Origin of the sequence: Kribbella sp. CA-247076 (assembly GCF_050942445.1) — a bacterium.
Lineage (GTDB): Bacteria > Actinomycetota > Actinomycetes > Propionibacteriales > Kribbellaceae > Kribbella.
Map to the genome: position 1 here is coordinate 1359983 of NZ_CP192051.1, position 12601 is coordinate 1372583.

Annotated in this window: 12 protein-coding genes; 10 read left to right on the forward strand and 2 right to left on the reverse strand. The window is 70.6% G+C overall.

Annotated elements, in window-relative coordinates:
- Window positions 1–103: 103 nt before the first annotated feature.
- From ACQPYZ_RS06490 to ACQPYZ_RS06510, 5 genes are read left to right on the forward strand one after another with little or no spacing between them, the layout of a single operon-like run.
- Window positions 104–1468, forward strand: a complete 1365-nt coding sequence (locus ACQPYZ_RS06490) for an ABC transporter substrate-binding protein (RefSeq protein ID WP_433166264.1) — start codon at window positions 104–106, stop codon at window positions 1466–1468.
- 11 nt (window positions 1469–1479) lie between these two features.
- The gene (locus tag ACQPYZ_RS06495; RefSeq protein WP_433166266.1) at window positions 1480–2439 is read left to right on the forward strand and encodes a carbohydrate ABC transporter permease; all 960 of its coding nucleotides are present in this window, start codon (window positions 1480–1482) and stop codon (window positions 2437–2439) included.
- Window positions 2436–3281 (forward strand): carbohydrate ABC transporter permease, encoded by an 846-nt coding sequence (locus ACQPYZ_RS06500; RefSeq protein ID WP_433166268.1) that lies wholly within the window; start codon window positions 2436–2438, stop codon window positions 3279–3281. The genes ACQPYZ_RS06495 and ACQPYZ_RS06500 overlap by 4 nt, the downstream gene beginning before the upstream one ends.
- Window positions 3278–4744, forward strand: a complete 1467-nt coding sequence (locus ACQPYZ_RS06505; RefSeq protein WP_433166270.1) for a mannitol dehydrogenase family protein — start codon at window positions 3278–3280, stop codon at window positions 4742–4744. The genes ACQPYZ_RS06500 and ACQPYZ_RS06505 overlap by 4 nt, the downstream gene beginning before the upstream one ends.
- Window positions 4745–4754: 10 nt before the next feature.
- Window positions 4755–6212 (forward strand): FGGY family carbohydrate kinase, encoded by a 1458-nt coding sequence (locus tag ACQPYZ_RS06510; protein WP_433166271.1) that lies wholly within the window; start codon window positions 4755–4757, stop codon window positions 6210–6212.
- Here the strand turns inward: ACQPYZ_RS06510 and ACQPYZ_RS06515 are convergent, their stop codons facing one another.
- Together ACQPYZ_RS06515 and ACQPYZ_RS06520 are read right to left on the reverse strand one after the other, a co-directional pair.
- Window positions 6213–7472, reverse strand: a complete 1260-nt coding sequence (locus ACQPYZ_RS06515; protein ID WP_433166273.1) for a sensor histidine kinase — start codon at window positions 7470–7472, stop codon at window positions 6213–6215.
- Window positions 7469–8161, reverse strand: a complete 693-nt coding sequence (locus ACQPYZ_RS06520) for a response regulator transcription factor (RefSeq protein ID WP_433166275.1) — start codon at window positions 8159–8161, stop codon at window positions 7469–7471. The genes ACQPYZ_RS06515 and ACQPYZ_RS06520 overlap by 4 nt, the downstream gene beginning before the upstream one ends.
- 125 nt (window positions 8162–8286) lie before the next feature.
- Here ACQPYZ_RS06520 and ACQPYZ_RS06525 point away from each other — a divergent pair, with 125 nt between their 5' ends.
- The 5 genes from ACQPYZ_RS06525 (at window position 8287) to ACQPYZ_RS06545 (ending at window position 12582) form a co-directional block, all read left to right on the forward strand.
- Entirely contained in the window at window positions 8287–8592 is a 306-nt protein-coding gene (locus ACQPYZ_RS06525) for a hypothetical protein (RefSeq protein WP_433166277.1), read from the forward strand.
- 116 nt (window positions 8593–8708) lie between these two features.
- On the forward strand, window positions 8709–9719 hold the full coding sequence (locus ACQPYZ_RS06530) for an AAA family ATPase (RefSeq protein WP_433166278.1): 1011 nt from the start codon (window positions 8709–8711) through the stop codon (window positions 9717–9719).
- On the forward strand, window positions 9716–10696 hold the full coding sequence (locus ACQPYZ_RS06535) for a DUF58 domain-containing protein (RefSeq protein WP_433166280.1): 981 nt from the start codon (window positions 9716–9718) through the stop codon (window positions 10694–10696). Before ACQPYZ_RS06530 ends, ACQPYZ_RS06535 begins: the two co-directional genes overlap by 4 nt.
- Complete coding sequence (locus tag ACQPYZ_RS06540) at window positions 10693–11631, forward strand: VWA domain-containing protein (RefSeq protein ID WP_433166282.1); 939 nt, start codon at window positions 10693–10695, stop codon at window positions 11629–11631. Before ACQPYZ_RS06535 ends, ACQPYZ_RS06540 begins: the two co-directional genes overlap by 4 nt.
- A gap of 18 nt (window positions 11632–11649) precedes the next feature.
- The gene (locus ACQPYZ_RS06545; protein ID WP_433166283.1) at window positions 11650–12582 is read left to right on the forward strand and encodes a S1C family serine protease; all 933 of its coding nucleotides are present in this window, start codon (window positions 11650–11652) and stop codon (window positions 12580–12582) included.
- The last annotated feature ends 19 nt before the right edge of the window (window positions 12583–12601 follow it).

Here is a 12601-nt window from a genome sequence, read left to right on the forward strand (position 1 = left end):
GTTGCACAGACCCTTGACAGGTCAAGGGCGTTCCCGGTTCACTTCTGGAGTGAGCAGGCCTCTGCTCAAATGAGCAACCCCTCGACCTGTGAAGGAGCGGCTCGTGCTGGGACAGCGGAAACGCCTCGGAGCACTCGCGGTCGCGGTCCTGGTGACCGCGGTCAGCGGCTGCGCCGGGTGGGGCGGCGGTGCGGGCGGTGGTGGGGCCGACAGCATCAACGTGCTGATGGTGAACAACCCGCAGATGGTCGACCTGCAGAGACTGACCGCGGAGCACTTCACCAAGGAGACCGGGATCTCGGTCAACTTCACCGTGCTGCCGGAGAACGACGTCCGGGACAAGATCAGCCAGGAGTTCTCCAGCCAGGCCGGTCAGTACGACGTCGCCTCGCTGAGCAACTTCGAGATCCCGATCTACGCGACCAGCAAGTGGATCGCGCCGCTGTCGGACTACATCGACAAGGATCCGTCGTTCGACCAGGACGACGTGCTGAAGCCGATGACCGAGTCGTTGTCCGGCGAGGACGGCAAGATCTACGGCGAACCGTTCTACGGCGAGTCGTCGTTCCTGATGTACCGCAAGGACATCCTGGCGGCCAAGGGCATCACCATGCCCGCGAAGCCGACCTGGCAGCAGGTCGCCGACATCGCCGCCGCCGTGGACAACGCCCAGCCCGGGATGCGCGGCATCTGCCTGCGCGGCCAGCCCGGCTGGGGGCAGCTGTTCGCGCCGCTGACCACGGTGGTGAACACCTTCGGCGGGACCTGGTTCACCGAGGACTGGCAGGCGCGGGTGAACGCGCCGGAGTTCACCGAGGCGACCAAGTTCTACGTCGACCTGGTCCGGGCGCACGGCGAGCTCGGCGCCCCGCAGGCCGGCTTCACCGAGTGCCTGAACAACACCATCCAGAGCAACGTCGCGATGTGGTACGACGCCACCTCGGCGGCCGGATCGCTGGAGGCGCCGAACTCGCCGGTGAAGGGCAAGATGGGATACGCCCCGGCGCCGGTCGTCAAGACCGACAGCTCCGGCTGGCTGTACGCCTGGTCCTGGAGCATCCAGGAGGCCAGCAAGAAGAAGGACAACGCCTGGAAGTTCATCTCCTGGGCGTCCGGCAAGGACTACGAGGAGCTGGTCGGCGAGGAGCTCGGCTGGTCCCGCGTCCCGGCCGGCAAGCGTGCCTCGACGTACGAGAACCCGGCGTACCTGAAGGAGGCGGCGGCGTTCGCGGAGCCGACCAAGCAGGCGATCGAGACCGCGGATCCCCGCAACCCGGGCACCCAGCCGCGGCCGGCGATCGGGATCCAGTTCGTCGACATCCCGGAGTTCCCGGATCTCGGCACGCAGGTCAGCCAGGACGTGAGCTCGGCGATCGCCGGGCGGATGAGTGTGGACGAAGCGCTGGAACGCGGGCAGGAGCTCGCCGACGACGTCGCGGAGCGGTACCGCTCGCGCGAGGCGAAGTGAGGGGAGCGGTCATGTCTGTGGATACCGAGACCCGCCGGCCGGGGCGCCGGCACGCCGCGTCGCCACCGGGAGCCGAGGGCACGATGATGCGCAAGGCCGGCGACTGGGCCCGGCGTGCGCCGCTGCTGCCCGCGCTGGTGTTCATGATCATCGTGACCCAGCTGCCGTTCCTGGTCACGATCATCGTGTCCTTCATGGACTGGAACGCCTACTATCCGGACGAACGCGGCTTCGCCGGGGTGGACAACTTCCGCCGGGTGCTGACGGACGCGAACACGCGCAACGCGATCTGGGTGACGATCCTGCTGACCGCGGGCGTCGTACTGATCAGCCTGGTGCTCGGGCTGATGATCGCGCTGCTGCTGGACCGGAAGTTCCGTGGTCGCGGCGTCGTCCGGACGATGATGATCACGCCGTTCCTGGTCGTCCCGGTGGCCGCGGCCCTGCTGTGGAAGCACGCGCTCTACAACCCGACGTACGGCCTCTTCAACGGCGTGCTGACGTGGCTGTTCGGCGAGAACGCACCACAGCCGGACTGGATCAGCAACCAGCCGTTGTGGTCGATCATCTTCGCGCTGGTCTGGCAGTGGACGCCGTTCATGATGCTGATCCTGCTGGCGGGCCTGCAGAGCCGTCCGCTGGACGTGATCGAGGCAGCCGGGATCGACGGCGCGAACCAGTGGGAGATCTTCCGCTACATGACGCTGCCGCACCTGCGGCAGTACCTGGAGCTGTCCGCGCTGCTCGGCTCGATCTACGTCGTACAGAACTTCGACGCGGTCTTCACGATCACGTCCGGCGGCCTCGGTACGGCGAACCTGCCGTACACGATCTACCAGACCTTCTACACCGCCCACGACTACGGCCGGGCGTCCGCGGCCGGCGTGATCGTGGTCATCGGCACGATCGTGATCGCGACCCTCGCGCTCCGGTCGGTGTCCACGCTGTTCCGAGAGGAGACCGGACGATGACCGGCCAGGTGGCTATGGTGACGGGGCGGAAGCGCCGGGGTGGTGGGTTCGCGCTGACCGGGCTCGCCTGGATCGTCGGGATCCTGTTCGTGCTGCCGGTGCTGTGGATGCTGCTGACGTCGTTCCACTCCGAGGAGGACGCGGCGAAGAACCCGCCGGACGTCGCGGCGCCGCTGACCCTGGACGGCTACCGGTCGTTCTTCGATACCGGCCCGTGGCCGTCGATCGCGAACTCGCTGACCGCGAGCATCCTGTCCACCGTGCTGGTGATCCTGCTGGCGTTCCCGGCGGCGTACGCGCTGTCGATCCGGCCGGTGCGCAAGTGGACCGACGTGCTGTTCTTCTTCCTCTCCACCAAGATGCTGCCGGTGGTGGCCGGCCTGCTGCCGATCTACCTGTTCGCGCAGTCGGTCGGGTTCCTGGACAACATCTGGCTGCTGATCATCCTGTACACCTCGATGAACCTGCCGATCGCGGTCTGGATGCTGCGCAGCTTCCTGTCCGAGGTGCCGGTGGAGATCCTCGAGGCGGCCTCGGTCGACGGCGCCAACCTGGCCCGCACGTTGCGGTCGGTGGTCGCGCCGGTGGTCACGCCCGGGATCGCGTCGGCGGCGCTGATCTGCTTCATCTTCAGCTGGAACGAGCTGCTGTTCGCCCGGGTGCTGACCGGCACGGTGGCGCAGACGGCGCCGGTGTTCTTGACTGGGTTCGTGACCAGCCAAGGATTGTTCCTCGCCAAAGTCTGTGCCGCGTCGATCGTGGTGTCGCTGCCGGTGCTGATCGCCGGGTTCGCCGCCCAGGACAAGCTCGTCCAGGGTCTGTCCCTGGGGGCGGTCAAGTGACCGCACTGACAGCCGACGCTCTGGATGCCCTGGGCAACGAGGTCGGGAGGCCGTCGTACGACCGTACGGCGGTCCGCCCGGGCATCGTGCACTTCGGGGTCGGCGGCTTCCACCGGGCCCACCAGGCGATGTACCTCGACGGGTTGATGAACGACGGGAAGGCGCTCGACTGGGGCATCGTCGGCGTCGGCGTCCTCCCGCAGGACCGCCGGATGTACGACGTACTGCACGCCCAGGACTGCCTCTACACGCTCGTGCTGAAGTACCCGGACGGCACGCTCGAGCCACGCGTGATCGGGTCGATCGTCGACTACCTGTTCGCGCCGGACGACCCGTCGGCCGTGCTGGACCGGATGGTTGACCCGGCGACCCGGATCGTCTCGCTGACGATCACCGAGGGCGGGTACCACGTCAACCAGGTGACCGGTGAGCTCGACGCCTCCGATCCCGGGCTGGCGGCCGACCTGCGGCCGGGTGCGGTGCCGGGCAGTGCGTTCGGGTTCGTCGTCGAGGCGCTCGCGCGGCGGCGGGCGGCGGGGATGGCGCCGTTCACGGTGCTGTCGTGCGACAACATCCCGGGGAACGGGCACGTGGCGAAGAAGATGCTGACGTCGTTCGCCCGGTTGAAGGACGCAGAGCTGGCGGACTGGATCGAGGCCGAGGTCCGCTTCCCGAACTGCATGGTCGACCGGATCACCCCGGTGACCGCGGACGCCGACCGGGAGGCGCTGGCCGAGCGGTTCGGGGTCGAGGACGGCTGGCCGGTGGTGTGTGAGCCCTTCACCCAGTGGGTGCTCGAGGACGACTTCGGCGACGACCGGCCGCCGTACGAGGACGTCGGCGTACAGCTCGTCGAGGACGTGGAGCCGTACGAGCTGATGAAGCTGCGCCTGCTGAACGCGAGTCACCAGGCGCTGTGCTACCTCGGCTATCTGGCCGGCTACCGGTACGCGCACGAGGTCTGCCAGGACAAGCTGTTCGTGGACTTCCTGCTCGGCTACATGGACAACGAAGGGACGCCGACGTTGCCGCCGGTGCCCGGGGTCGACCTCGATCGGTACAAGCACCAGTTGATCGAGCGGTTCGCCAACCCGGAGGTTCGGGACACGCTGGCGCGACTGTGTGCGGAGAGTTCCGACCGGATCCCGAAGTGGTTGCTGCCGGTGGTGCGCGAGCAGTTGGCGGCCGGGCGGGAGATCGGCCGGTCGGTGCTGGTGGTCGCGTCCTGGGCCCGGTACGCCGAGGCCGTCGACGAGCAGGGTCAGCCGATCGAGGTTGTCGACCGGTTGCGCGACAAGCTGGTCGAGCGAGCCCAGCACAACCGTGAGGACCCGCTGGTCTTCATCTCCGACCCCGACCTCTTCGGTGACCTGTCGTCCGACGAGCGCTTCGTCACGCAGTACAAGGCTGCCCTGAATTCGCTCCACGAGATCGGCGCCCGCGCCACTCTGGAAGCGCTCTAGTCTGGGAGCCATGACTGAGCAGAGGCTGGTCGCCGGGGTGGACTGTTCCACGCAGGCGACCAAGGTGGTCGTGTGCGATGCCGAGACCGGTGAGGTACTGCGGGAGGGGCGGGCACCGCATCCGGACGGGACGCAGGTGGATCCGGCCGAGTGGTGGAAGGCCTGGGAGATCGCGTCCGACGGGCTGCTCGACGGGGTCGAGGCGATCGCGATCGGCGGTCAGCAGCACGGGATGGTCCTGCTGGACGACTCTGGTGAGGTCGTCCACCCGGCCGTGCTGTGGAACGACACCTCCTCGGCCGATGCGACCGTCGAGCTGGTCTCCGAGCTCGGCGGCCCGGGTGCCTGGGCCGACGCGGTCGGCTCGGTGCCGGTGCCTTCGTTCACCGTCACCAAGCTGCGGTGGATCCGGGACGCCGACGGGAGTGCTCCGGCCGACGCGGCGCGGCGCGAGGCGGCCGAGCGTGCGGCCGCCGTCGTACTGCCGCACGACTGGATGACGCACCGCCTCGCCGCGGACCGGTCCGGCATCTCCGGGATCACCACCGACCGTGGTGACGCGTCCGGCACCGGCTGGTGGTCGCCGACCTCGAACAGCTACCGGCCCGAGTTGGTGGAGCGGGCCTTCGGGCGATCGCTGGAGCTGCCGCGGGTGGCGGGGCCGGCGGAGATCGTCGGGCAGACCGCGGCGGGTGCTGCGCTCGCGGCGGGCACTGGCGACAACATGGCAGCCGCGCTGGGGTTGGACCTCCAGCCGGGTGATGTCGCCGTCTCCCTGGGCACGAGTGGTACGGCGTTCGCGCGGTCGGCCGCGCCTACCTCGGACCCGAGCGGGCTCGTGGCTGGCTTCGCCTCCGCGACCGGCGACTACCTCCCGCTGGTCTGCACACTGAACGCGGCCCGGGTGCTGTCCGCGACCGCTGACCTGCTCGGCCTCGATCTCGAGGCGTTCAACGAGGCCGCGCTGACGTCGACCGGCTCGAACGGTCTCGTCCTGCTGCCGTACCTCGACGGTGAGCGCACCCCGGACCTCCCGCACTCCACCGGTCTGCTCTACGGCCTCACCCGCGCGACGATGCAGCCCGCGACGATGGCGCGGGCCGCGGTCGAGGGTCTGCTGTGTGGTCTGGCCGACGCGGTCGACGCGCTCCGCGACCAAGGCATCCCGGTCAACCGCGTGCTCCTGCTCGGCGGCGCCGCCCGCTCCCGCGCCGTACAGGCCCTCGCCCCGGCCCTCCTCGGCGCGGAGGTCGTCCTCCCCGAACCCGCGGAGTACGTCGCCCTCGGCGCCGCCCGCCAAGCCGCCTGGGCCCTCTCCGGCGCCGACACACCACCCACCTGGCCCGTCCCCACCGGCAAACCCGAGCCCTCGGCGATGACCGAACCCGAAGCCGCCCGAGTCCGCACCCTCTACGCCCACGTCCTCGAAAACACCCACCCCGTCCTCTCCCGGCCCTACAACCGCTGACTAGTGGCGGGGGCCGAGGGGGTCTTCGGGGGGTGGGGTGGGGGATCGGCGGGTGGTGTTGGTGAGGGAGCGTTCGGGGAGCCAGAGGACGAAGGTGCTGCCGACGCCGAGCTCGGAGTGGAGAGAGACGGTGCCGCCGTGGGACTCGGCGATCTGGCGGACGATGGCCAGACCGAGGCCGGCGCGGCGTTGGCCGGTCGACGGAACGGCGGCGGGCGGCTGACGCTGGCCGGAGCGGAAGAACCGGTCGAAGACGCGGTCGGTGTCGTCGGGCGAGATCCCGGGGCCCTCGTCGCGGACGGCGATCCACGCCCAGCCGTTGCGGCTGCCCACAGCCAGCACGAGCTCGCTCCCACCACGTGCCAGCCGGACGGCGTTGGAGAGCAGGTTGTCGACTGCCCGCCGCAGCGCCGACGCGTCACCGGCCGCGGTCGGTCCGGGCGACAACCGTCGTACGACGTGCAGCTCGCGATCCGCCGCGAGCAGCTCGTACTCCTCGGCGGCCTCGCCCGCGATCGCGGCCAGGTCCACGTCCGCGTCGACGAACGCCGGTGACGACCGCCGCGCCGAGGCCAGCAGGTCCTCGACCAGGCGCGTCATCCGCTGGATCGCCCGGCTGACGATCGCGGTCGCCTGCGCCCTGTCCTCCGGTGGGGTGTCGTCGTGCGCGAGGACGGCGTCCACGTTCGCCTGGATGACCGCGAGCGGATTGCGCAGCTCATGGGACGCGTCGTCCACCAGCTGCCGTTGGGCGACGAACGCCGACTCGAGCCGGCCGAGCATGTCGTCGACCGTGTCGGCCAGGTTCCGCAGCTCATCCTGCGGGCCGTCCAGCGCGATCCGCCGGGACAGGTCGGTGGCCGAGATCTCCTGCGCCGTCGCGGTGATCCGCCGTACCGGCCGGAGCGCGCGACCCGACAGCCACCACCCGGTGCCGAGACTGACCAGGAACAGGCCGGCCATGCCCGCGGCGGAGTAGTTCCGCAGGCTCTGCAGGGTCTGGTAGTTGACTGCGGACTGCAGGCTGGAGATCTCGGCGGCCTGAATCACCTGACCGGGCTTCAGGTGCAACTCGCCCTGGTGGTCCCGGTAGTACTTCTGGACCTCGATCTGGTTCAGCGGCTTCGGATCCAGGATCTGTGACAGCGCGAGATACACGCCGCCGAGCAGCAACGCCGACAGCGCGATCAGCACCGCGGAGTACGTCACCGTGAGCCGGAACCGGATCGTCTGCGTCCACGGCGGTCGTCTGAGCTTCATGTGTCACCTCTGAGCCGGTAACCGCGGCCGATGACGGTCTCCAGGACGGGCTCCTCGCCGTCCGACGTGAGCTTGCGGCGCAGCGTCCCGACCGTCACCCGGACGCTCTGGGTGAACGGGTCGGCGTTCTCGTCCCACACGTGCTCGAGCAGCTCCTCGGCCGAGACGACGTGACCGGGCCGCGACATCAGATACCGCAGTACGCCGAACTCCTTCAACGTCAGTGGAAGCTCGCGGCCGGCCCGGGTGGCGAGGTGGCGGGACGAGTCCAGCACGAGGTCGCCGACGTGCAGCTGGGTGCTGCCGTTGGTGACGTCGCGGCGCAGCAGGGCGCGGATCCGGGCGAGCAGCTCGACCAGCGCGAACGGCTTGGTCAGGTAGTCGTCCGCGCCCTCGTCGAGCCCGCGGACCCGGTCCGCCAGGGAGGCGCGCGCGGTCAGCATCAGCACCCGCAGCTCGCGGCCGGACGCCACCTCGATCTCACCCCGGCGTACGGCGCGGCACAGGTCGAGGCCGCTGGTGTCCGGCAGGGTGATGTCCAGGATCGCCAGGTCGTACGCCGTGGTCGCGAGCTTCTCCATCGCCTCGGCACCGGTCGTCGCCGTGTCCACGGCGTACCCGGCCCGGCCGAGTCCGGAGCGCAGCGCGCTGACCAGGCCTTCCTCGTCCTCCACCACCAGTAGTCGCACGACACCAAGGTAGCGGCCTGCGCAGGGTCGGCCGTCCTGCTCTTTCGGCGGACTTTCGCTCCGCTTTCCGGTCGTTTTCGCGCCTTCCTGATGATCTGGGAGCCAATCGACGCGAAGGAGCTTTGATGAACATCCCAGGGAAGCGGCTCATTCTCGGTACGGCGGTCGCGGTGGCCGCGCTCGGGGTCGGCGGGATCGCCTACGCCACCACGAGCGACCCGGCACCCGAGCAGGGGTACGTGACCGTCGAGGACGGCGCGACCACCCCGTCGCCGGGGACGCCGAGCGAGGGCACCGCCGGCCGCGACGGCCGGGACTGCCCGGAGAAGAACGGCTCCGGCCAGGGCGAGGGCCAGGGACAGGGCGAGGCGCAGCCGTCGCAGCCGTCGCAGCCCGAGCAGGCCCAGCCGGACGCGGCCGAGAACGCATGACGAACCCGGACCCGGCCGGGGTCGCGAACCCCGGCCCGGGGCCGGCCGGCGGCCGGCCCGGTGGAGAAACGGGACGTGAGCCGAGGCGTGGATGGAGGAATGACGTGGAGGTAGGTGTGGAGAGGCGTACTGAGGCCGGGGTGCCGGCGGCTTTGCTCGAGCATGCGTTGTTCGAGGTGAAGCGCGTGGTGGTCGGACAGGACCACCTGGTGGAGCGGATGATGGTCGGCCTGCTGGCCCGCGGGCACTGCCTGCTGGAAGGCGTCCCGGGTGTTGCGAAGACGCTGGCCGTGCGCACGCTGGCCGAGGTGATCGGCGGGCGGTTCTCGCGACTGCAGTTCACCCCGGACCTGGTGCCGGGCGACATCATGGGCACGCGGATCTGGCGGCCGTCGGCGGAGGGGTTCGACACCGAGCTCGGCCCGGTGTTCGCCAACCTCGTGCTGGCGGACGAGATCAACCGCGCGCCCGCCAAGGTGCAGTCGGCGTTGCTCGAGGCAATGGCCGAGCATCAGGTCAGCATCGGCGGCACGAGCTACCGCCTGCCGGAGCCGTTCCTGGTGCTGGCGACCCAGAACCCGATCGAGTCCGACGGCGTGTACGCGCTGCCCGAGGCCCAGCGGGACCGGTTCCTGCTGAAGATCACGGTCGACTACCCGAGCCCGATCGAGGAGCTCACCATCCTGCAGCGGATGAGTGCCCACCGGCCGCACGCGAACGCCGTACTCTCGCCGGAGCAGGTCGCTCAGTTGCAGGAGGCAACGGACGACGTGTTCGTCCACAACGCGGTGGCGGAGTACGTCGTACGTCTCGTGCACGCGACCCGGGTGCCGCAGCAGTACGGGATCAACGACCTGCAAGGCGTGCTGGAGTTCGGCACGAGCCCGCGCGCCACGCTGGGCCTGGTCGCGGCCGGGCGGGCGCTGGCGTTGCTGCGTGGCCGGGACTACGTCCTGCCGGCCGACGTGTACGACGTCGCCCTCGACGTGATGGCGCACCGGCTGGTCCTCACCTTCGACGCGCTCGCCGACGGGGTCGACCCGCGGAGCGTGATCTCGCGCATCCTGCACACGATCGAGCAACCGCACGTGGTCCCGGCCGACGACTCCCAGGGGTCGGCGGCATGACCGAGCCGACCCCGGACCGGCGGACGAGCCCGGATGCGGCGCCGGGTCCGGACCTGATCCGAGGGCGGGAACGGGCGCTGCGGACGCTGGAGCTCTCGGTCAAGCGGAAGCTGGAAGGCTTCCTGCACGGCGAGATCACCGGTCTGCGCAGCGGCCCGGGCAGCGAGCCGAACGAGGCCCGGCCGTACCAGGCCGGCCAGGACGACGTCCGCCGGATGGACTGGAACGTGACTGCCCGCTCGCTCGAGCCGCACGTCCGGGCGCCGCTGGCCGAGCGCGAGCTGGAGACCTGGGCGCTGCTCGACGCGTCCGCCAGCATGGACTTCGGTACGGCGCTCAGCGAGAAGCGGGACCTGGCCGTCGCCGTCGTCGGCGCGGTCGGCCTGCTGGCCGACCGGCCCGGTAACCGGCTCGGCGTCCGGATCGCCGTCGGGGACCACCTGTCCCGGATCCCCGACGTCGGCGGGGCCGCCGCGCTCCGCCGTACCCTCCGGACGCTCTTGTCGTTGCCTAGGGCAACGCCTGGTGAGCACCCGGCGGTCCAGCTCGGCCAGGCGATCACCCGGTTCAACCGGGAGCACCCGCGGCCCGGGCTGCGCGTGGTCGTCTCGGACTTCCACGACGAGACCTGGGCGGATCCGCTCCGCCGGCTGGCCGCCCGGCACGAGGTGATCGCGGTCGAGGTGCTCGACCCGCGCGAGCTCGAGCTCCCCGAGGTCGGCCTGCTCACGCTCGTCGACCCGGAGACCGGCCGGCGGCGCGAGGTGCAGACCGCCAGCCGCACGCTGCGCCGGCGGTACGCCGACGCGATGACAGCCAAACGTGAACAGACGACCCGTGACCTCCGGGCCGCCGGCGCGGCGCACCTCGTGCTGCGGACCGACACCGACTGGGTCCGCGACGTGGCCGCGTTCGCGACCGCGCGCCGGCGCGCGAGCGTCCGCCGGAACCCGATGGGAAGGACCGGTATCCGATGAGATTCGAGCAACCCCTGTGGCTCTGGCTGCTGGTGCTGGTGGCGGCGCTGATCGCCGCCTACCTGGTCGCCCAGCGCCGCCGCAGCAAGTACGCCGTCCGGTTCGCGACCTTGCCGATGCTGGAGAAGGTCGCGCCGACCCGGCCCGGCTGGCGCCGGCACGCGCCGGCGGTGGCGTTCCTGGCCGCACTGACCGTGCTGACCATCGCGATCGCCCGACCGGTCGCCGACGTCCGGGTGCCGCGGGAACGCGCCACCATCGTGGTCGCGATGGACGTGTCCAACTCGATGGCCGCCACCGACGTCGCGCCGAACCGCTTCGAGGTGGCCCAGCAGGCCGCGGTCGAGTTCGTCCAGGAACTGCCGGACAAGTTCAACGTCGGCCTGGTCTCGTTCGCCCGGACCGCGACCGTGGTCGCGCCGCCGAGCACCAACCACCAGGCCACCGTGGACGCGATCAACAGCCTCGAGCTGACCGACAGTACGGCGATCGGCGAGGCCGTCCTGACCAGCCTGCAGGCGGTCCGGACGATCGACCCCGACGATCCGCCGCCGAGCCGGATCGTCCTGCTGTCCGACGGCGGGAACACGTCCGGCAGCCCGATCGAGGAGGCCGCCGAGGCCGCCACCGAGGCCGGCGTACCGGTCTCGACGATCGCCTACGGCACCCCCGACGGCACGGTGAACATCGAAGGCCGGGACATCCCGGTCCCCGCGGACACCGAGGCGTTGCAGGGCCTGGCCGACGCGACCAGCGGCGAGTTCTACGCCGCCGAGAGCGACGAGCAGCTGCGCGACGTCTACTCCGACCTCCAGTCGTCGATCGGCTGGACCACCGAACCACGCGAGATCACCAACCTGGTGGCGGGTATCGCCCTGGTCGCGGCCCTGCTGGCCGCGCTGGCCTCGCTGCTGTGGTTCTCCCGCCTGCCCTGAGCAGTGAAGGAGCCTCCGATGAGCCCTCATCTCGGTCACCCGTTCCGCGGGCCGCACTACGCGCCCGGACCACCGCCGGCCGGGCCGCTGCCCGCGCCGGAACCGCAGTACCCGTTCTCCGTCACCCCGGCCTCCGCTGGGTCGGCTCCCCCCTCTCCGGCCGCGGCACCTCAGGCCGGGGTGACGGTCCAACCTCCGCGTACGCCGTCCCGTCGCGGCCGGATACTGGTCGCCAGCGTCGCGTTGTCGATCGTGGCCGGCGGGCTCGCCGGTGCGGTGACCGGATCACGTGATCCCGAGACCGCCGCGGTCGAACTGCCTCAGGCGGCCGCGCCGCCCGCGGCCGCGCAGGGTTCGATCACAGCGGCCGCCGCGAGTGTGCTGCCCGGTGTGGTGTCGGTGCGAGCCGGCCGGGCGACCGGGTCCGGGTTCGCGATCGACCAGCAGGGACACGTGGTCACCAACGCCCACGTGGTGGAAGGAGCGAGCGATGTGTCGCTGGTGCTGTCGAACGGCCGCCGGGTCGACGCCGAGATCATCGGCGCGGACGAGGACAACGACCTCGCCGTACTCCAGGTCTCGGCCGCCGACGCCGAGGGCCTGCGCGCGCTCACGCTCGGCCGGTCCGCACAGCTCCGGGTCGGCGACCCGGTGCTGGCCGTCGGTTCACCGCTCGGCCTGGAAGGGACGGTGACCGCGGGGATCGTCAGCGCGGTCGACCGGCAGGCGCGGTTCGGTGACAGCGGGAACCGGCAGTCGGCGATCCAGACCGACGCCGCCATCAACCCGGGCAACTCGGGCGGTCCGCTGGTGAACGCGGCCGGCCAGGTGGTCGGCGTCAACACCGCCATCGCCACTCTCGGCAGCACGTCCCGCTCAGGCAACATCGGCATCGGGTTTGCGATCCCGGTGGACCGCATGAAAACCATCGTCGAAGGACTGATCAACTAAGAGGTGGTGAGAGGGGCGG